This window comes from Pedobacter psychrotolerans (genome assembly GCF_004340665.1).
GTDB lineage: Bacteria > Bacteroidota > Bacteroidia > Sphingobacteriales > Sphingobacteriaceae > Pedobacter > Pedobacter psychrotolerans.
This window is the reverse complement of record NZ_SLWO01000002.1, coordinates 796193-815997: the sequence shown is the minus strand read 5'-3', so window position 1 is coordinate 815997 and position 19805 is coordinate 796193. Positions and strand designations below refer to the sequence as shown.

General features: G+C 38.1%; 15 protein-coding genes. 4 read left to right on the top strand and 11 right to left on the bottom strand.

Annotation, left to right across the window (positions count from 1 at the left end; translation table 11 throughout):
• Window positions 1-79: 79 nt before the first annotated feature.
• The 3 genes from EV200_RS07125 to EV200_RS07115 form a co-directional block, all read right to left on the bottom strand.
• A complete protein-coding gene (locus tag EV200_RS07125) occupies window positions 80-2371 on the bottom strand; it encodes a Tex family protein (RefSeq protein WP_132530540.1) in 2292 nt (763 codons plus the stop codon).
• 226 nt (window positions 2372-2597) lie between these two features.
• Window positions 2598-3380, bottom strand: coding sequence for a nucleotidyltransferase domain-containing protein (locus tag EV200_RS07120; RefSeq protein WP_132530538.1), 783 nt, complete (start codon window positions 3378-3380; stop codon window positions 2598-2600).
• 131 nt (window positions 3381-3511) lie between these two features.
• Complete coding sequence (locus tag EV200_RS07115; RefSeq protein ID WP_132530536.1) at window positions 3512-4213, bottom strand: SAM-dependent methyltransferase; 702 nt, start codon at window positions 4211-4213, stop codon at window positions 3512-3514.
• Window positions 4214-4490: 277 nt separating this feature from the next.
• Here EV200_RS07115 and EV200_RS07110 point away from each other — a divergent pair, with 277 nt between their 5' ends.
• Window positions 4491-6074, top strand: coding sequence for a DUF6600 domain-containing protein (locus EV200_RS07110; protein WP_132530534.1), 1584 nt, complete (start codon window positions 4491-4493; stop codon window positions 6072-6074).
• Window positions 6075-6113: 39 nt separating this feature from the next.
• Here EV200_RS07110 and EV200_RS07105 read toward each other — a convergent pair whose 3' ends face one another.
• Window positions 6114-6737: an HAD family hydrolase gene (locus EV200_RS07105; RefSeq protein ID WP_132530532.1), complete on the bottom strand. Its 624-nt coding sequence runs from the start codon at window positions 6735-6737 to the stop codon at window positions 6114-6116.
• A 79-nt stretch (window positions 6738-6816) separates the two neighbouring features.
• Here EV200_RS07105 and EV200_RS07100 point away from each other — a divergent pair, with 79 nt between their 5' ends.
• From EV200_RS07100 to EV200_RS07090, 3 genes are all read left to right on the top strand, one after another.
• Window positions 6817-7044, top strand: coding sequence for a YtxH domain-containing protein (locus tag EV200_RS07100; RefSeq protein WP_132530530.1), 228 nt, complete (start codon window positions 6817-6819; stop codon window positions 7042-7044).
• Window positions 7045-7099: 55 nt separating this feature from the next.
• On the top strand, window positions 7100-8497 hold the full coding sequence (locus EV200_RS07095; RefSeq protein WP_132530528.1) for an MBL fold metallo-hydrolase RNA specificity domain-containing protein: 1398 nt from the start codon (window positions 7100-7102) through the stop codon (window positions 8495-8497).
• Between the two features lie 150 nt (window positions 8498-8647).
• Window positions 8648-9331 (top strand): class I SAM-dependent methyltransferase, encoded by a 684-nt coding sequence (locus EV200_RS07090; protein ID WP_132530526.1) that lies wholly within the window; start codon window positions 8648-8650, stop codon window positions 9329-9331.
• A 66-nt stretch (window positions 9332-9397) separates the two neighbouring features.
• On the opposite strand, the gene EV200_RS07085 is transcribed toward EV200_RS07090, so the two are convergent.
• From EV200_RS07085 to EV200_RS07055, 7 genes are all read right to left on the bottom strand, one after another.
• A complete protein-coding gene (locus tag EV200_RS07085) occupies window positions 9398-10537 on the bottom strand; it encodes a M28 family metallopeptidase (protein ID WP_132530524.1) in 1140 nt (379 codons plus the stop codon).
• 151 nt (window positions 10538-10688) lie between these two features.
• Entirely contained in the window at window positions 10689-11609 is a 921-nt protein-coding gene (locus EV200_RS07080; RefSeq protein WP_132530522.1) for a DUF6607 family protein, read from the bottom strand.
• Between the two features lie 20 nt (window positions 11610-11629).
• Window positions 11630-12832, bottom strand: coding sequence for a PepSY-associated TM helix domain-containing protein (locus EV200_RS07075; protein WP_132530520.1), 1203 nt, complete (start codon window positions 12830-12832; stop codon window positions 11630-11632).
• A gap of 68 nt (window positions 12833-12900) precedes the next feature.
• Complete coding sequence (locus EV200_RS07070) at window positions 12901-13611, bottom strand: DUF4198 domain-containing protein (protein WP_132530518.1); 711 nt, start codon at window positions 13609-13611, stop codon at window positions 12901-12903.
• A gap of 63 nt (window positions 13612-13674) precedes the next feature.
• Complete coding sequence (locus tag EV200_RS07065) at window positions 13675-16086, bottom strand: TonB-dependent receptor (RefSeq protein WP_132530516.1); 2412 nt, start codon at window positions 16084-16086, stop codon at window positions 13675-13677.
• 13 nt (window positions 16087-16099) lie between these two features.
• Window positions 16100-18511 (bottom strand): TonB-dependent receptor, encoded by a 2412-nt coding sequence (locus tag EV200_RS07060; RefSeq protein ID WP_132530514.1) that lies wholly within the window; start codon window positions 18509-18511, stop codon window positions 16100-16102.
• 255 nt (window positions 18512-18766) lie between these two features.
• The gene (locus EV200_RS07055; protein WP_165877883.1) at window positions 18767-19462 is read right to left on the bottom strand and encodes a DUF4397 domain-containing protein; all 696 of its coding nucleotides are present in this window, start codon (window positions 19460-19462) and stop codon (window positions 18767-18769) included.
• Between the last annotated feature and the right edge of the window lie 343 nt (window positions 19463-19805).

The following is a 19805-nucleotide window of genomic DNA, read 5'->3' as shown; positions in this document are numbered from 1 at the left end:
TTTGATCTAGAATGACCCAATTACAAAGATTTCTCCATTCCGCTGCGCTACAGTCGAAATGGCGGTAAATGAGATATTATTATTTAAACATACCTTTTAATTTTGCTAATTTCTCCTGCAAATCTCCATCAGCATCTTTCTTTTCCTGCTTTGGTTTGAAAGTTGGTTTTGCTGTTTGAGATTTAAAATCTTGTTTAGGCTTTTGGTCTTTAGACTTTGGACTTCCAACTCCAGACTTCGGACCAACCTCCGTTTTCATCGATAAGGAAATCCGTTTGCGGGCAGCATCAACTTCCATTACGGTTACTTCTACTTTTTGATGAACTTTAACAATGTCATTTGGGTTCGCCACAAAACGATTGGACAGTTGACTGGTATGCACCAAGCCATCCTGATGGACACCAATATCTACAAAGGCACCGAAATTGGTAATATTGGTCACAATTCCCGGTAACTTCATGCCCACTCTTAAATCGGCAATTTCATTTACACCATCAGTAAAACTAAAAGCCTCAAACTGTTCTCTTGGGTCGCGACCAGGTTTCGCCAATTCCTTTAAGATATCATTCAGCGTTGGTAAACCGATTTCATCCGTAACATATTGTTGTGGCTTGATATGTTTCTGTAATTGCGGATCTTTCATTAATGCCGAAACCGTTGTGCCCAGATCTTTCGCCATGCGATCAACCACTGCATAACGTTCGGGGTGTACGCCACTTGTATCTAAAACATTTTCCGCGTTGCGAATACGTAAGAAACCCGCTGCCTGCTCATAAGCCTTATCACCCAAACGAGGGACTTTTTTCAAACTCGCTCTATTTTTAAAAGCACCATTGGTGTTCCTATAATCTACAATATTCTGCGCCAGTGTTGGTCCGAGGCCTGAAACATAAGCCAAAATTTGTTTTGATGCCGTATTTAATTCCACACCAACAGCATTTACAGCACTAATTACGGTATCATCTAAACTGGCTTGCAACTTACTCTGATCCACATCATGCTGATATTGGCCTACACCGATCGATTTTGGATCGATCTTTACCAATTCAGCCAATGGGTCCATTAATCTTCTGCCAATTGAAACCGCTCCACGCACTGTAATGTCCTGTGTTGGGAATTCTTCCCTGGCCACTTCAGATGCAGAATAGATTGATGCCCCACTTTCGTTCACCATCACAATGGTTAGGTTTGGTAGATTCAAGCCCCGAATAAATGATTCTGTTTCTCTACCTGCTGTTCCATTACCGATAGCAATGGCTTCAATATGATGTTTTTCGCAAAGCTGTTTGATGGTGGCTTCTGCATTTTTTACATTGCCTTGTCCGGTGTGCGGATATATGGCCGTATTTTCTAAAAGCTGACCTTGTTTATCCAAACACACGACTTTACATCCTGTGCGAAAACCAGGGTCAATAGCCAATACATTTTTTTGACCCATTGGAGCTGCTAATAATAACTGACGGGCATTTTCTGCGAAAACTTTAATCGCTTCTTCATCGGCTTTTTGTTTGGTAAGCACCCGAAGTTCAGTTTCCATGGCAGGTTCCAGTAGTCTTTTATAACCATCTTCTAATGCTTGTTGAACTTGTTTCGATGCAGTATTGTTGCCAGTGATAAATTGATTCTCCAGAATAACTAAAGCATCTTCAGCAGGAGGCAAAGCATCTAATCTTAAAATTGATTCTTTTTCTCCACGGCGCATGGCTAAAACCCGGTGCGAGGCTGCTGTTTTAACGGGTTCATTCCATTCGAAGTAATCTTTGTATTTAATGCCTTCCTCTTCTTTCCCTTTAATAACCTCTGCTTTGAATACAGCTTTTTCCTGAAAATAAGAACGCATTTTAGTTCTGGCTTCTACATTTTCTGAAATCATTTCGGCTATAATATCTCTTGCTCCTGCCAGGGCTTCGTCAAACGTATTCACACCCTTTTCCGCATCAATAAATTTGTTGGCTTCAGCATCCAAATCGAAGTGTTTCTGATCGAAAATTTGTAAAGCCAAAGGTTCTAACCCTTTTTCCCTGGCCACTGAAGCACGTGTTTTGCGCTTCGGTTTAAAAGGAAGATAGATGTCTTCTAAAAGTGAAATGGTTTCAGCTTCATTAATTTTTTTCTCTAATTCTGGTGTTAACTTCCCAAGCTCGGTCATTGATTTTAAAATCGCTTCACGACGCTTATCTAAATCACGTAGTTGTAATGCCCTGTCACGGATAGCAGCAACTTCAACTTCATCTAAGCTTCCTGTTAATTCTTTCCTGTAGCGTGAAATGAAAGGGACGGTGGCACCTTCATCCAATAAATTTAGCGTAGCGGTTACTTGTTTTTCTGCGATTTTTAATTCTGCAGCAATTATTTTATGATGAGCTAACATATTTTTTTTCAAATTTCAAGGGAGCAAAGCTAATTAGGATTTGCGGAATTTAAGGATTTTTAAAATCAAGTTTTCCACTGAAAAGTGTGAACAAAATTTTGTAAAATCGACCAGTTTGACACGACTTTTGGCAATTTTAACCAAGATCGATATATAAATTGTTAAGTCTATGGTTGGGTTTACATTGCTTTGCCTTGGTTGAGGCTGTAATTTACAATTAGAAAACCTATTCCTTATTTTTAATAAAATTAAAGTATTTCATCACTTTTTGCTCTGCAACTTCGTTTGTGATCACATTATTGATATATAGTGTTACTCGAAGTTGTCTGTATAGTTCAACTCCATTTTCCAAGCTGTTTAACAATGAAGTTTTATCATAAAAAGGGATTGTGCTGATTAAGCTTTCAAAGTCAACCTTTGCTAAATCCTTTTCAACTTTTCTAACACCTCTTGGTAAATTATCATTTTTAATATGAAGCAAAGGACCAAACACAACCATTCTTAAAAAACTTAGAAAATCATAAGCTTCCAAATATTCGCCTCGGCCAATTTTTAATAGGGCATAGTGTATCCAGGTCCAGAAGCGATCTTCAATCCATTGATAATCGGGATAGGGAAAGTTTGCTTTGGATTTTTCCAGTGCATTTTTTAGCTGGTCATTCCTGTCAAAGAGAATGGTTGGCGTTTCTACTCTGGTTTCAAATTCATCAATTGTCACGAATTTTATATCCACATGAAGAAGCGGATGATCATATAAACAAATTAAGACTCTAGGCTCGCCAACATGTTCTCCTGTAAAGCCGGATATAAATTCGCCTAAGCTTTTAGCATAATCAAGCATCAAGTGCTTATCGTCTGTTATCTTTTCTTTGGTAACAACGATTAAATCGAGATCGGAAAACTCATCGATTTCATTTGTGAGCCATGAGCCTGCAACAGCCAAACCAATTACGTTTTCATCCTGTGATAATATTATTTTTGCCTTGTTTGCAAATTCTAATTGCATCATAACTTAAGCCCTTTTCTGTTCTACCTAAATGCTAATTTAACAATAAAAGTAAAAGGAGTTATTTAAATTTATTACTACTATACTTCAGCTGGTAGAAAAAAATGGTCTGTGTGACACAGACCATTAGTAATTTAATACAATAAAAATATAGTAGGCTTTTTATGAAGATCGATTTCCTCTTTCCGCCAGTTGTATACACTTTGGGTTTTAATAAATTCATCCTCAGCGGTTAAATTGCTGGCCACACAAATCTGTGTATTTGGTTTGCAGCTTTTTAATACTTCTTCAAATAATTGATTGTTGCGAAAAGGTGTTTCAATAAAAATTTGCGTTTGTTTATAGCGGCTGGCAGATAAATCTAAATCTTTAATACGCTTGGTACGTTGTTCCTTATCAATGGGTAAATATCCCCAGAAAGCAAAGCTCTGTCCGTTAAAACCTGAAGCCATTAATGCCAGTAATATCGAACTTGGGCCAACCAGTGGCACCACTTTAATCCCACGTTTATGTGCTTCGGCTACAATATCTGCACCTGGGTCTGCAATGCCTGGGCAACCTGCTTCACTCATCAAACCAACATCCTTCCCTGCGGCGAGCTCTACAAAAAACTGACCTAAATCTGTGCGGTTATGTTTTCCATAATCATGAACGATTAAATCTTTTTGAGGCGTTTTTAAGCCAGCTTCTTTTAAAAACCGACGGGCCGTTTTACTATTTTCAACAATATAAGTGTCGATTTGGTTAATGGTGTCAACCAAAAAAGGGGTGAAGGTTTTATGTGCTGCCTCTTCTGCCAGAGGAACAGGGATAAGATATAATGTGCCGTTTTGCATAGCACAAAAATACTTACAATAAATAGGATTTAAGTTCTAAAATTTGAGATGCTAACGGTATAATCTTTTTTGTAAACACTGGTGTAGCAAATTTTATTTCAAATTGACTGGTTTTCAGCACAATTATGTCAGTCTTAAAACGTTAAATAAGAGTTAAATATGGCTTGAATATTCCTATTTCGAAGAAAACCGGGAAACTATGCAAGCATATTAAACCTTGAGCATTTTTGGTGCTCTAATTGATACACACGAGTTAGGTTATTAAATAAACACACAAATGAAAACACTGAAAAAATCGGCGATTGTGCTGGGGCTTTTCACGCTCCTCGCCGGAACCACCACCTTAGTCAGGGCACAGGACTATCAAAATGATTACCAGAATGATGGTTACAGCACTGGTAATGTTTCTTTGCAAACCTTTTACGATGAGCTTACGCCTTATGGAACCTGGATTCAGGATCAGCAATATGGTTATGTATGGCGTCCGGATGTAGATCAAAATGAGTTCCGGCCATATTATACCAATGGGCGCTGGGCCATGACAGAATATGGTAATACCTGGGTTTCTAATTATGATTGGGGCTGGGCACCTTTTCACTATGGTCGTTGGGTAATTAACAGCTATCGCCAATGGATTTGGTTGCCTGATACCAATTGGGGGCCTGCATGGGTAGATTGGAGAAGTGGAGATGGTTATTACGGCTGGGCACCAATGGCACCTAGTATTAATATTAATTTAAGCTTTGGCCGTCGGTATTCAGTACCAGAATTTTGCTGGAACTTTATTCCACAACGCAATATCTATATTAATACTTTTCCTAGATATGATTATGGCAGAAACAACGTGTATATCCGTAACACTACGATCATTAATAACACTTATGTTTATAATAGAAGAAGTTATTATGGTGGTCCAAGAGTGGAAGATATCAGACGTGCAACTAATCGCGACGTAACCGTTTATCGTTTTAATCAAGGCAACAGACCAGGAGCCAGTAGAATTGGTGGTAGGGAAGTGTCTATTTACAGACCAAGACCTGAGCGTAATGCCGTAGATAACCGCAGTGCGGCACCAAGAAGATTTGAACAAGGTAACGCAGGGATTGGTCGTGGCGGAAGGAATGATGGTCTTGCTAACCGCGACCAACGTGGTGGAACTGGTAACGACCAAAATGGAAATAACCGTGTTGGGGTAAACAATGATAATCGCAATGTAAGGCCAAACAGAGGTAATGATGCTGGCCAGGGCAATACCGTCAATCAACCTAATAGAGGCGAAGCTTATGAGAGAAATGCAAATGGCAGAACCGGACGTGGAAATGTTAATGGAATTGATCAAAGAAATGGACAGGAAAACATAAGCCGAGGTCAAGGCCAAGCACAAGGTGATCAAATGCGCCAACAACGTGCTCAACAAGACCGAATGAGTGTAGATCAGCAACGTGCTCAACGTGATATTCAGGTTCAGCAACAACGCGGTCAGCAGGAACAGCAGCAACGTTCACAACAGGTGGAACAACAAAGGGTTCAACGTAATGAACAAATGCAGCAGCAACGCAATCAGCAGGTAGAACAACAACGTTCGCAGCAGGCCCAGGCTCAGCAGCAAGAAAGGGCTCAGCGTAATCAACAGGCAGAACAGCAACGTTCACAGCAGGCGGAACAACAAAGAGCTCAGCGTAATGAGCAAATGCAGCAACAACGTAATCAGCAGGTTGAACAACAACGTTCACAACAAATGCAACAAAGACAGGAGCAAAGAAGAACAGAGTCAGCTCCACAGCAACAACAACAAAGAGGAAGTAGTGAGAGAAGTAGCGGTGAGGGTGGTGGAAGACCATCCCGAGGTGGAAGAGGATAAATTGGAAAGTCCCGGTGAAAGCCGGGATTTTTTGTTTAACTACTGCCCGGCAGCCTGATGCAAATTACTCAAATCTATTCCCTTAAAAGTAGTTTCAGCATGCGGATATCGATTTTCGGGATCTAATAAAAAAGTCTCTATCCCCAGTTCAAGTCCATATTTAATTTCGGATTCCGCATCATCTCCAATAATTAAAATTTCTGCTTTATTTAATTCATGTTGGTCGATCAGTTTTTGAAAAGCCTCCTTTTTATTAGAAACAGTCACATCAACTACACAAACTTCTTCGAAATCATCAGCGATGCCCAGCATTTTTACTTTAGAGGTTTGCTGCTTGTAAAAGCCCGCTGTAACAATAAACTTTCTACCCTTCAATTCTTTTATAAAGTGGTAATCATCTGAAGGTATTAATGGTTTGGTAACTTCTCTGGAATTTAGAAATGCAATGATATTTTCCATGGCTTCATGCCTGAAACCATATTTCTCTGCTACCTTTTGAAATGGAGTGCGTAGCATTTCGCTTTTTGCAGCCTGATATTGTGCTGCAGAAATGCCCAGATTCTGTGCGTCCAGAAATTGATACAAACCGCTCATCAACTGTTCTTCGTTGGGTTTAGTAAAGTATATGGTATTGTCTAGGTCTATAAAAAATATTTGCTTCATTGTGGATTGGTTTTTGTAAGATAAAAAAAATAAAACACCTTATGGTGAAATATGTTTAACTAGATAAATAACTAAGACCATGAAAAAAGAGACAAAACTTATAGTAGGCGTATTAGCCGGAGCAGCATTAGGTGCAACCATCGCATTAGCATTATCTTCAGATTCTTCTAATGATCTTAAAGGTAAATTATCAGACTTTTTTGCTGATCTATTGGATGCCTCAAAAGATAAATTAGCTGGTTTAGCTGATAGGGCATCAGATGTAGCTGACAAGGTGAAAGATAAAATATCAGAAGTAAAAGCTTAATATTAAAATGCCGGATATTCCGGCATTTTCTTTTTGTATTTCTAACTACACCTTAATGAAGATTGCTTTTCATGGTGCTGCCCGTACTGTTACCGGTAGCAAGCACCTCATTACATTAGATAATAATACCCAAATATTATTAGATTGTGGTTTGTTCCAGGGAATGGGCCACGTGACTGAAAAGCTAAATGATTTTTTTGGTTTCGATGTTAAAGCAGTTACCTATGTCATTCTTTCTCATGCACATATAGATCATTGTGGTTTATTACCTAAACTGGTAGCAGATGGCTTTAATGGAAAGATTTTCTGTACTGCTGCTACAATGGATTTAGGACGAATTTTAATGATGGATTCTGCCAAAATTCAGATGCAGGATGCTGAATTTTCTAACCGCCATCTTCGGGAGGGGGAGGAAATGGAAGAAGCACTTTATACAGATGAAGATGTTGCAAAAACATTAAGCCTGATGAAGATTGTAGACTACGAAGAAGATTTCGAAATTGATGAAAATATTAGCCTCCGTTTAACTGATGCTGGTCATATCCTGGGGAGTGCCGCCGTTCATTTAACCATCAAAGAAAATGGCAAATTAACGCGTTTAACCTTTTCTGGTGATGTGGGCCGTTATGGTGATTTATTATTAAAAAGTCCGCAGCATTTTGATCAGGCTGATTATATTTTAATGGAATCCACCTATGGCGATTCTTTACATCAAGATCTTGATCCGATTGAGCATATGTTGCTGGAAATTATCCAAAATACCTGTCAGGTTAAAAAAGGTAAGGTCATTATTCCAGCTTTCGCTGTAGGAAGAACTCAAGAACTGCTCTATGCTTTAAATGGTCTGGAATTAAAGGGTATGTTACCTGATGTTCCGTATTATGTGGATAGTCCACTATCTTCAAAAGCAACAGAAATACTCAGAAGCCATCCTGAAGTTTATAACAACGGTGTTAAACAAATTTTAAAGGTAGACCATGATATATTTGGTTTCAAGGGCTTGCGTTTTATCGAAAGTATTGAAGAATCTAAAGCTTTAAATGAAGATCCTAGGCCGTGTGTTATTATCTCTGCTTCGGGCATGGCTGATGCAGGACGTGTGAAGCATCATATCAAAAATAATATTGGCAATGCGAAAAATACCATCTTGATGGTGGGTTATTGTGAGCCACGTTCTCTCGGCGGACAATTAATTGCAGGGAAAAAAGTCGTTGAAATTTTCAAGGATAAATACGAAGTGAAGGCAGGAATTCAATCGATAAAATCAATGAGTGCGCATGGCGATTACGATGATTTATTGAAATTTCTTTCCTGTCAGGACCCTGAGAAAGTGAAGCAATTGTTTCTGGTTCATGGAGAATATGAAGTGCAACAACACTTTGCAGCACGTTTAAAAGATCATGGGTTTAAGCATGTAGCCATTCCGGAATATCATCAGGAGTTTGAGATTTAGCGGAGTTATTATCAGGTTGATTACACAGATTTTGAAGGTTTGTTGATAATCGCTGTTCGTTAGTCGTTTAGCTTAGACTTTTAGTCTTTAAGCTTTCTGCTTTGGTCTTTTAGCTTCAAGCTTTCTCGCCTTTCTTCCTATCTTTGTATCATGGATGTTTTTGGTCAGGCACTTACTGATATTTATAAAACCGGCGAAGCCGATACCCTTTGGTTACATAATTCTTATGGCGAACCGGAGGAAATGCCTCTTGAATTTTTCTTTCGCGATGATGAAGAAATGCCAGTTTTAGAGTTGCAGGCACTTCATATGTGCACTGGAAAAGTATTGGATATTGGTGCAGGTGTAGGCAGTCATGCTTTGCTTTTGCAGGCCTTTAATATCGATGTTACGGCAATTGATATTTCCGAAGCAGGTGTGAGCATTATGAAAGATCGTGGTGTAAAGAAAGCCTTGCTTCAGGATGTTTTTACTTATGAGGAAAAGTTCGATACCATTTTAATGCTGATGAATGGCATTGGTTTAACCGGAACGCTTTCTGGCTTTAAAGATTTCCTAATCAAAATAAAAGATCTGCTCAACCCCGGCGGACAAGTGATTTTCGATTCATCTGATATTTCGTATTTGTATGAAGATCAGGCTAAGCCCCTTGATCATTATTTTGGTGAGGTTTCCTATCGATATGAATATAAAGGTGAAAAAGGCAATTGGTTTAACTGGATTTATATTGATGAAGAAACGATCAAAGCCATTGCAAAGGAAACTGGATGGAATTGTGAAATGATTTTTGACGATGGGGAAGACCAGTATCTGGTAAAGCTAACATTAGCATAACGATCGATTTAGTCTTCGAAATTTTAACGATCGTATGGAAAAATAAAGCTGAATGTATGAATTTTCTTATTCCATGATTCTTTGATTGAAACCAACGATCAACTTAAATAAATCGTGGTATTCAGTTAGTGGTAAGGTTTCAGCTTTGTCGAAGATATCGTGATAAGCAGAAGGTCCACCTTGGGTGTAGATAAAGAAAGCGGGAACACCTCTTTCGGTGAAAAAATAATGATCGCTATTGGCTGCTTTCCCTCTGGAGTTAATTTTACTGATTAATTTTTGTTCCTGATTAACTTTATTTAATAAAGAAAATGCTTTTGGGTAAACACTTGCGTTTACAACAGTCATTCCGCTTTCACCCGTTCCAACTAAATCCAGGTTAATTAGAAACTTAATTTTGCTTAAAGGAATCAATGGATTTTCAACGAAGTATCTTGAACCGAGCAAACCGGCTTCTTCACCTGCAAAACAGATAAACCCAATAGAGTAGGGCTGAGGGTGCGTTTTGTAATACTTTGCCAGGCTTAACAAAGTGGCCACACCTGCAGCATTATCATTCGCGCCAGGGAAATAGGTTTCAGCACCCATTCCGCCTAAGTGATCATAATGAGCCGTGATAAGTAAAATTGAATCTGGTTGTTTGGTTCCCTTAATCCAACCGCAAATATTAGATGCCTTGAAGTTTTCTACAAATTTGTTTTCTATGTCGATGCTGATTTCACGTGGTATTTCTTTTAAATTTTTACGATTGATCTCAATGGTTGTTTCATTCGTAACTGCTGTAGCAACAGACCATGTTAACTTATCTTTTAATTGAACATGCAGGTTTGGATTTGCGACGAAGTTTAAACTGTCAATTTTTGTCAACCGGGCTTTTTGTTTAATTCCCGGACTTTCATTATTAATGATAAAGTCCTTTCCTGGAATCAATTTTTTACCGTTAATCTCCACCAGCATTTTACCAGGAAAAGTATTTACAGGATAAGCAAACTCTTGCTTAAAGTCTGTTTCCATAGGTAACAACCCTATTTTTTTATATTCTGCTGATAAGAAATCTGCTGCTTTTTTCATTCCATCTTTGGTGTAGCCACGACCCCAAAAGGAAGCAGATGCTAAGGTCTTAACCATTTTACGCACATAGAGAGAATCCTGTGCGAAGCAGGTTACGGAACAAAGCATCAATAATAGTGTGAAGATTTTTTTCATAAAAAACATGAGATGTAAAGCTAAGTGGAAATTGTTGTTATTTTAAACGATAAAATCTTTCAATATCCTTTTTTACTCCTAAACAAAATCCATGCAAAAAGCCATTCAATTTCAAAATTGAATGGCTTTTATAAATAGGGATTGATCAATGCTACTTCGCTAAATAGGGTTGTAATGCCACTTTTATCTTTTCTTTATTTTGAGTTGAAGTCCATTTATCTTTAATCGATTGATCACCTAAGGCAAATAGGATTTCGTAAAGTAATTTATCATTTACCTTAGTTTCAACTTTGAAATCCGTTGGTGAGGTTTTGGTCAAATCCGTCCACACGTCCCGAACATCTGCCCAATATGTTTTTTGGGTATCCCACCATTTTTGGGCATATTCAAATTTCTTAGGGTCGATTTTAGTAAATTCTTCATATCCTTTTTCTACAGCCAGCAACTGATCACCTTGTGGCGAACGCAAAACTTTTTTATTGTCTTGTTCAAACATCCAGCCCTCTTTTGTAATATAAATTCTGCTGCCACGGTTTAAAACATTATAGTCATTCCGAACGGTAGATTCCCTTCTTGGAAGTGGAGAATCTGTTTCGCTTTGCCAGGCATCATGACCGCCAACATGGCTCCAGGTTCCATAACCCTGGTACCGTGGACTATCATCAACCTGGTAAACTTTTTGTGTCCATTTTCCTTTCACCTCAGCAGGTGTTAAAGTAGTTTTCTTCCAGGCATTATCCTGGGTGTAAAGCATAATGTCGGTGTCTTCATATGTCCAATCCTGGCGCCAGTGTTTAATTACTGTAGAGTCGTTAATGGCTAACATATGTTGAATCACAATTCTTTTAGGTTCATCAATAATGATTTCTGCCCACTCATTTCCATGGCTGCGGTAAGGCTTACTAAACTGATATTCAGGGTTTGGAGAAGTAACTTCGGCATAGTTGAAATTCACTTTATAGAAACCTGCTAATGACTTAATGGCTTTTCTATCTTGCTCAAATTTATCCTGAGCATGGGCATTAACTGTTATCAGTACAATCAATACTGTTAAGAGATTCAGAATTTTCATTTTATATTTAAGGTTAAGGTTTACTGATCCGCACTAGCGGGATTTTTCTTCTTTTTCTTTTTTCCCCACCAGATGATGAAGCCTGTAATGGGTAAACTTGCAGCAATGAAACTGGCAAAAAAGGCCAGGATTTTTCCAGGTAAACCAAGTATTGCACCCACGTGGATATCGTAATTCATTCCGATGAGTGCTTCGCCAGCATTTTTATCGCTTTGCTTTTTGCGATGCAATAATTTACCAGTATACTGATCAAACTGTAAAACATCATAATTCCAGTAGGTTTCATTACCGTGATAACCTGTGGCATAAATGGTTGCTGTTCCACCTGCTGCCGGCGACATGCCGATTCGATCGAAATCTTTAAACGTTTGTTTTGCATTTTCAAAAGCAATGTCGAAAGGATTGGCATCAATGGTTTTGGTAGAATCTGATTTAACATCAGCCTGTGCTGGTGGTGTGATGCTTCTGGAGGCAACTACATAGACTGTTTTTTGGAACCATTGGAAAGCCCAAACCATTCCTGTTAAGGCCAGCATTAAACAAATAATCATCACATAAAAACCCAGCACATTGTGTAAGTCGTAATTAACCCGTTTAAACTTTGCACGCCATTTAATTTTGAAACTTTTATCAAAATTGGATTTTTTAAGATTTTTAGGCCACCACATCACCATTCCTGAAATCAACAAGAATACAAAAATGAAGGTTGCCCAGCCAATAATCTGCTGACCAATAGGATGATTGATCAGAAAGCTCCAATGAAGCATTTTAACTACGGCAAAGAATTCATATTTATGATCTGCAACCAAGGTTACCTTTCCGGTATAGGGGTTAATCAGTACCAGGTTATAATAATCTATCGAATCGAAATACCAGAATGCTTTTGGGTTTCCAGCTTTATAAGTACCGAATTCCCAGGCACGATCTGCTTCGTTATACGTGGAAATAAAGGAAATTTGTTTGTTGCCACCCAAAGCTTTTTCTGCCGTTTGTTTTAAAACACTGAGCGGGACAGTTTTTCTATTAGCTGGAACATCAACAAAAATTTCTTTCTGATGGATCAATTCAGTGATCTCTTTTTGAAATGCAAAGATACATCCGGTTATGCCCAGATGAAAAACAACCAGTCCGGATGCAATGCCAAGCCATAAGTGTAGCCAATCGCTGATTTTTCGAATCCGGGATTTTGTTGGTTTCCTCTGTACTGGTTTGGTTGGTGCCATCAATCTTTTAATAAAAAGGAACCTATTGGCGAATTAGGTTGCCAATAGGTTCTAAATGTAGTTTTGTTTTAATTGATCTGGGTAGTATAGGTAATCAGGTGCCAAACTTTTTCATAATCTTTTCCATTCAGCTTTCCGGTAGTTTTCTCTTCAGTATAAGCTTCAATAAAATAGTTTCCTTTTGCTTCTGGCTTAAAAATGAATTTTCCGTCAGCATCAGTTTCTGTAGGGATAGCTTTTCTTTCAGGATTAACCAGTGTTAATTTTTGTTTGGCAAAAGGTTTTTTGTCGTATATAATTTGATTCACGGATGATTCGCCAACTTTTAGAACAGGTTTATCCGGTCTGATGGTTAATGCGGCATTGGTCGGAAAATCGGTGTTTAATTTTGCCTTACCTACTGCAACGTCTGCAAAGGCGTAATACATTAATTTGCCTTTTTCATAAATATCTGCTACTTCATGTACAACCGATAATTTATAGGTGCCATTTTGATCTGGAGTGAAGTTCGCTTTATAGAAATATAAATCCGGCGAAGCGGTTAACTCTTTTGTTGTTCCGTTTGGTGCAATCAGCACCAGTTTAAAGTCCTTTAAATTACTGAACCATTTTGCTGTAGAATCTGGCTCGTTAGCTTCGTATTCTCCAAAGAAGATTTTTACTTCCTGGGATTGACCTTTTTTTCCTGTGGATGCCGTTTCAATCCATATGGCATGTGAAAATACATTTGATAGGTTAAAGGCTAAGAAAAAAAGCAATAGTGATAATTTCGTTTTCATTGTATTTCGGTTTTAAGTAAAAGCGAGCAAAAACTATCTGACCGATTTCTGCTCGCTGATTTATTAAAATTTATAGGCTATACTTACTCTGTAATTTCGTGGTGCTTCTGCCTGGTAATAGTAAGCGTTTAAGTATTGGTAATAAGAACCACTGTATAAGTATTTGTCGAGAATATTAAATACATTTCCGGTGATTTTGAATTTTGAGCGTTCATAAAACAAACCACCATCTAATTTAAAGTAATTAGGTAATTTTTGTAAACCTACGCTCCAGGTATCTGTTGCGCGGCCAGCGAGGTAAGTGAAACCAGCAGAAATTCCGGAGCCTTTTAGTGCGCCATCTTGTAGCGTATAAGTTAACCATCCGTTTGATACGTGTTTGGCAAAACCTGGAACAACGTCTCCGACATTAATGCCTGTAACGCCTGGTGTAACCTCGGTTACTTTAGAATCTGTGTAGGCATAATTGGCAATTAAGGTTAAACCATCTGTAATTTTACCCCTTAAGTCAAACTCAAGACCCTGAGATCTTTTTTCACCTAAAACAACACTGAAGTTTTCTCTTATAGGGTTAGCCGGATCTGCTGGATCAGTTATTATAACATTAGTAGGATCAGCCGTTAACTCATTTTGTTTAAGAATGCGATAAACCGAAAGGGTAGTATTCCATTTGCCGTCAAACCAATCTTTCTTGATGCCGATTTCATTATTAGTGCCAGTAATTGGTTCAACCTTACCACCATTACGGATTAAGCCACTTTGAGGCGTAAAGGCTTCGTCATAAACAGCATAAACCGCAGTGTTCTTATCGATTGATACACTTAAGCCTACTCTAGGGGTTACTTTTTTAGCTGAATAAGCTTCGCCACCCCATGCTGATTGATTTACATAAGTATAGCGGCCAGCCAATGTTAAACGCACTTTATTATTAAAAAAACCAAGTTCATCCTGTGCATAAGCACTTAAATATTTTGAATCCATTAACCCACCAGCATTGATTGCTCTTTGTGCTAAAGGTGTTGTACGATCGAAATCTGGATAACCATTTAGAGGGGAACTATAATTTGGATTATTTAAATCAAATGGCGCTGTTGGTAAATCTAAATTATGCGATTGACCCCAATCAGCCATGTAATTCTTTTTTCCACCATCAAAACCTGCTAAAATGCGGTGGTTAATTCCTCCGGTTTTAACCTTTCCGTTAATGAATAATTGAGCAAGTTTCATGCTGCTTTCCGAATCCCAAATGGCAACGTTTCTAATGACTGTACTATTGGCATTCACAGCAGATGGCCATGAACTATAACCTACCTGGTTATACTTAAAATATGCTGCCTGTGCGGTTAATTTCCAGTTGTCATCAAAGTTGTGCTGTAGGTTTAAAAATAAACTTTGGTCATTAATACGCGTTGGTGGTATCCCAGGCTGTGTCATGGTTAGCTCCCGAGGATATGTTGCGTAACCATCAGGAGAAAAAATATAGTATGATCCCACTTCAGTCATTTTAGCATTTTGGAAGGTATATTCTGCCGTAATTTTGGTGCGGTTTGTAATCTGATAACTTAATACCGGAGCAATGCTGTAGCGATCATTTTGTTCGTAAGGTCTGAATGATCCTTTATTTTGTACCGCACCATTTAACCTGAACAACAGTTTTCCGTCATTCGTTAGCTTGCGGTCGAAATCAATTGTAGTTCTGTATAAATCGTAACTTCCTAATGTAAAGGAAACCTCACCACGGTTAAAACCCGTTGGTTTTTTAGTCACCACATTGTACATGCCACTTGGATCGCCATTTCCTAGCATAAAACCTGCCGGACCTTTAACAAATTCAATGTGATCTACAAAGCTCATATCTTCAGTTAATGGCCCCCAAAATGATGACACTACATTAAAACCATTTCTCATGGCCTGTATTTGTGAACCACGCATGGTAATGTTGGTGTACATATCACCCCAATGTTCTATTCGGGTAGCACCACTTACGTTTCTGATTAAACCATCGCTCATGCTAATGATTTGCTGGTCTTTGATTACCTGATCACTTACGGTTTGTATGTTTTGAGGGGCTTCTAAAAGTGGCTCATTCAAACGTAATGAAGCGGACGGTAAACCTATCTTGTATCTGTTGTTTTTACCGGCAACGGTAACTTCTTCCAAAGCCTGATCGGTTTCTACCAATGTAAAGTTAACCACTTTACTTTCTCCGGCGGCTATCGTTATTGATTGTTCTGATGCTTTAATACCTACAGCAGAGGCCACAATTGTATATGTTCCTGGTTTTACACGGTGAATGGTATAATTACCAGCATCATCTGAAGTGGTACCCTGACCTTTATCTTTCAAGCCTATGGAAATAAATGGGGCGGGGCGACCATTTGAAGTGCTTATTTTTCCCTTAATGGTGGCAACTTGCTGTGCAAAAGTAATCAGACTGATCATCAGCATCGCTGCTGTTAGTGTTAATAATTTCATTTTTATGATGGAATTAGAATTTGTAAGTGATGTTTGCAACTAAATTTCTAGGCATTTGAGGTTCGATTGTGGTCCAGCCTTTATAATATCTCTTATCTGTAATGTTGTCTAGTTTAATCCCAAGCCTATACTTACTTTTATTATAGAAAACAGTGGTGTTTAAAACGGTAAATGCTGGAAGGGTAAAGATTCCTGTAGCAGAGTTATTTGTAATTACATTATCGCTATTGTAGTTGCCGCCGAAACCAAGACCCAGGCCATTTAAACTTCCGGTAGTAAGAGTATAGCTAATCCAGCCGTTGATCATGTTCTTCGGTCCTGCATCAACAGGTCTTCTACCTTCTACTGATGGAGCAGCTTTAGTTAATTTACTATCTATATAGCTATAACCGGCAACTAAATTCAAGCCTTCAATTGGATTGGCATTCAAGCTGATTTCTACGCCTTTATTTCTTTGTGTTCCATCCTGAACACTAATGTTATAATTTGTTCCATCTCTGTTAATGGATTCTGCCCTGATAATGTTATCCACTTTAATGTCGAAATAACTGGCTGTAATATTTAGCTTGTTGCGAAATAAATCAGCCTTAACACCTCCTTCAATCTGATTGGCTTGTTGAGGTTTAAAAGTACCGCTAATGTCAGCTAATGGCTGGATTACCGGGGCAATGTTTTTGAACCCATTCATATAGTTAGCAAACAATGCCACCTGATCTTTTACGATATTATAAGTTAGGCCAAACTTTGGTGAGAGTGCTGTTTGTAGATATTTGCCAGTTGATACACCTGTTGCAATATTATAAGTGCCTTTGTTGTCAAACCGATCAACCCTTAAGCTTAGCATAGCTCCTAAATCATCAGTGATGTTCACCACATCGGATACATAGGCGCTATATACTTTATTTAAAGTGGATGATTTTGCCGGGCCGGAAGCTGCGGCGATTTTAGCTTCTACAGCACTACGGGTAATACTTGCATAGTTTGCCGGTGTACCTACACTGTTTACCAAATCGAACAATACATAAGGAGAGTTACTGTTGTTTGTTTTTTGAGATAAGTAATCCAGTCCAATAATTACCCGGTTTCTGATGCCTCCGATTTTAAAATCTCCGATAAAATTCTGCTGAATATTGGCTCCATTACTGGTTGAATTCTGAATGTTTATATACCTGGAAAGTACATCATCAGTGGCACCGAGATACATGATGTATTGGTAGAATCCATCTGATTTACGGGTGTTTTGTGAAAAATTTGTTTGAGCTGTCCACTCATCAGAAATTTTATAGGTTACCTGGCCGCGAACATTTGTGGTAGGTGTTTTTACGGTTAAATCGTTACTGGTGTACGATTTTCCAAAATCAAAATTCAATTCGTCAGGAGTGCGGGCAATTAGTGGTCTGCTTCTATTGAGGAAAACCATTAAAGGGTTTGTACCTTCGTAACTATAAAAATCTGCTGCTAAATTAAGCTTTAACCTATCATTAACCCTGTATTCCAATGCTGGAGAGAGAAAAGTAGATTTACTAAAGCCAGCATCCTGCCAGCTATTTTGTTTATTATATGCTGCATTAACCCTGAACAGCAAATTTTTAGCTTTATTAACCGGGCCATAAACATCCGCAGTTAACCTGTTTAAACCAAAGCTTCCGGTATAATAAGAAACAGCACCCCCGACAGTATCTAATGGCTTTTTGGTTACCACGTTAATTAAGCCTCCAAAGCTGGTGAGTGCCCCGCCGTATAAAGCACCAGCTGGTCCTTTAATCACTTCAACAGTTTCGATATTTGATGGGTCAAGATCTCCGTTGGTTTGTCCGGCAATACCATCAATCATGGATACTTGCGTTACAAAACCTCGTAAGTTATAGTAGGCTGCACCATCGCCACTCCGGCCTGTTGAGGTCCATAGTTTATCAAGCCCGGGAGAATTCTTTAAGACAGCGCTAAAATCTGTAGCAATTTGTTCTTCCATTAATTCCTTTGATATGGTTACATAGACCTGAGGGTTTTCCAGGTTTTTCAAAGGCAACTTAGCTACGTAATTGCTGGATTTCGTAGCGAATTTATTTCGTTTATTACTGCTGATATTAACCTCTTTAAGCTGATCGGCATTTTCTTTCAGAACAAAATTTACGGTAAGTAATTGGCCTGATGATATTGAAATGTTTTTTTCTTCAGAAATTAAACCAACTCCAGAAGTGCGAATAATGTAAGTTCCTGGTTTAACCCGATCTAAAGTATAAGTTCCGTCTTCAGAAGTGGTATTTCCGATACCTTTGCCTTTAAGGCCAACAGAAATGAAAGGTGCGGGTTTACCATCTGAGGTGGTTACTGTCCCCTTGATGGTTGATGTTTGCTGAGCGAAGGCAATTGAAGTGAAAAATGAGAGTAGAAGTATTGAATTAAATAGTCTAAGTTTAAGCATGTTAATTTATTTGGATTAATTCTAAACAGCCGCAAAATAACGGTAGAAATATTTATAATCCAAATAATTTGTAACAATTCTAAATAAGAGGGTTTTTATATAGGTGTGGCTATTAGTTAAATAGCTGATAATGAATGTTTAATGTCGTTTTTTGTTGAAAAAATTTAACATTTAAGTTATTCGAGAAGATGAGACAGATATGGGTTTTCTGATTGATATTGGATAAGAATAGAAAACCCATATCATGTAACAAGATTATTTAATTGCAACTACGCGCAAACTAAGTGATCTTTCTGTGTCATTAGCAGGTGAAACTACCCCTCCGGCAATAATATCGTAGTGATACGCTGCAGTAAAGGTACTGCTTTCAGAAACTGCCTTGATTGCGCCAGAACTTGTTTCTTTTAAATCCAGCGTGAACGTTCCCGGGTCTATTGCGATAAAACCACTTGCACTTTTATAAGCTTTTGCGGTGGTATAGCTACTGGTACTACCCGTTTTTGCCAAATCCATAGCGGAAGCATCTGGAGATAAGTTAATAAAGCGAATGTATGCTTTATCTGTTGAAGGTACACTTAAATCATCCGTTAAGGCTAATACATCCAGCGCTGAGGGTTTATTAATTAAGTAAAAGGATTGATAAGTGCTGGCATTTAGGTTAACCGATTTCGTTAACACACTTTCTATAGAACTCTCTGTGGTAAATTTTAAAGTATAAGCACCCGAAGTTTTAGTGGTGTAGGCTGTTGATCCGGCAAATGGAAGGGCTGCTGTATTTAGCGCTGTTCCATCCAAATATACATTGTATGTACTAAGTGTAGGTGAAATATTGATTACCCTTAAACTTGATAAGGTCGAATCAACAGCTTCTGTTTTTTTACAGGAAATAAATCCCATAGAAATGATAAGTGTTAGGAAGGAGTAATAACTAAGCTTCTTTAGGGTAAACATTTTCATAAGTTTTTAAATTTTTAATTAATAAATGTAGTCTGAAGTTAAACGACTACCGGTTGGCAAGCGCTACAATAGCACAAATATTGTGTTTTAATATCATCAGTGTTTGTTAAATCTTGTTAATGAATGTTAAATGTATTTACTTAATCTTTTAGTAATCTTAACATTAAATGCCGATTGTACTTTTGTTAAGTACTAAAGTTCTTCAAATGATTAAAGATTGTTCAAAATTAACATGTATCAGTTTAGATGTATTGCGAGTTGCCTCATATGGCAGGCTCATCAAAATACAAGTTTAACAGTATAATATTTTTACAATTTTTGTAAAAAATTCAAAAAC

Coding starts and splice junctions, on each gene's coding strand:
- EV200_RS07125 (WP_132530540.1), bottom strand. CDS start 2,371: ATGTTAGCTCATCATAAAATAATTGCTGCAGAATTAAAAATCGCAGAA.
- EV200_RS07120 (WP_132530538.1), bottom strand. CDS start 3,380: ATGATGCAATTAGAATTTGCAAACAAGGCAAAAATAATATTATCACAG.
- EV200_RS07115 (WP_132530536.1), bottom strand. CDS start 4,213: ATGCAAAACGGCACATTATATCTTATCCCTGTTCCTCTGGCAGAAGAG.
- EV200_RS07110 (WP_132530534.1), top strand. CDS start 4,491: ATGAAAACACTGAAAAAATCGGCGATTGTGCTGGGGCTTTTCACGCTC.
- EV200_RS07105 (WP_132530532.1), bottom strand. CDS start 6,737: ATGAAGCAAATATTTTTTATAGACCTAGACAATACCATATACTTTACT.
- EV200_RS07100 (WP_132530530.1), top strand. CDS start 6,817: ATGAAAAAAGAGACAAAACTTATAGTAGGCGTATTAGCCGGAGCAGCA.
- EV200_RS07095 (WP_132530528.1), top strand. CDS start 7,100: ATGAAGATTGCTTTTCATGGTGCTGCCCGTACTGTTACCGGTAGCAAG.
- EV200_RS07090 (WP_132530526.1), top strand. CDS start 8,648: ATGGATGTTTTTGGTCAGGCACTTACTGATATTTATAAAACCGGCGAA.
- EV200_RS07085 (WP_132530524.1), bottom strand. CDS start 10,537: ATGAAAAAAATCTTCACACTATTATTGATGCTTTGTTCCGTAACCTGC.
- EV200_RS07080 (WP_132530522.1), bottom strand. CDS start 11,609: ATGAAAATTCTGAATCTCTTAACAGTATTGATTGTACTGATAACAGTT.
- EV200_RS07075 (WP_132530520.1), bottom strand. CDS start 12,832: ATGGCACCAACCAAACCAGTACAGAGGAAACCAACAAAATCCCGGATT.
- EV200_RS07070 (WP_132530518.1), bottom strand. CDS start 13,611: ATGAAAACGAAATTATCACTATTGCTTTTTTTCTTAGCCTTTAACCTA.
- EV200_RS07065 (WP_132530516.1), bottom strand. CDS start 16,086: ATGAAATTATTAACACTAACAGCAGCGATGCTGATGATCAGTCTGATT.
- EV200_RS07060 (WP_132530514.1), bottom strand. CDS start 18,511: ATGCTTAAACTTAGACTATTTAATTCAATACTTCTACTCTCATTTTTC.
- EV200_RS07055 (WP_165877883.1), bottom strand. CDS start 19,462: ATGTTTACCCTAAAGAAGCTTAGTTATTACTCCTTCCTAACACTTATC.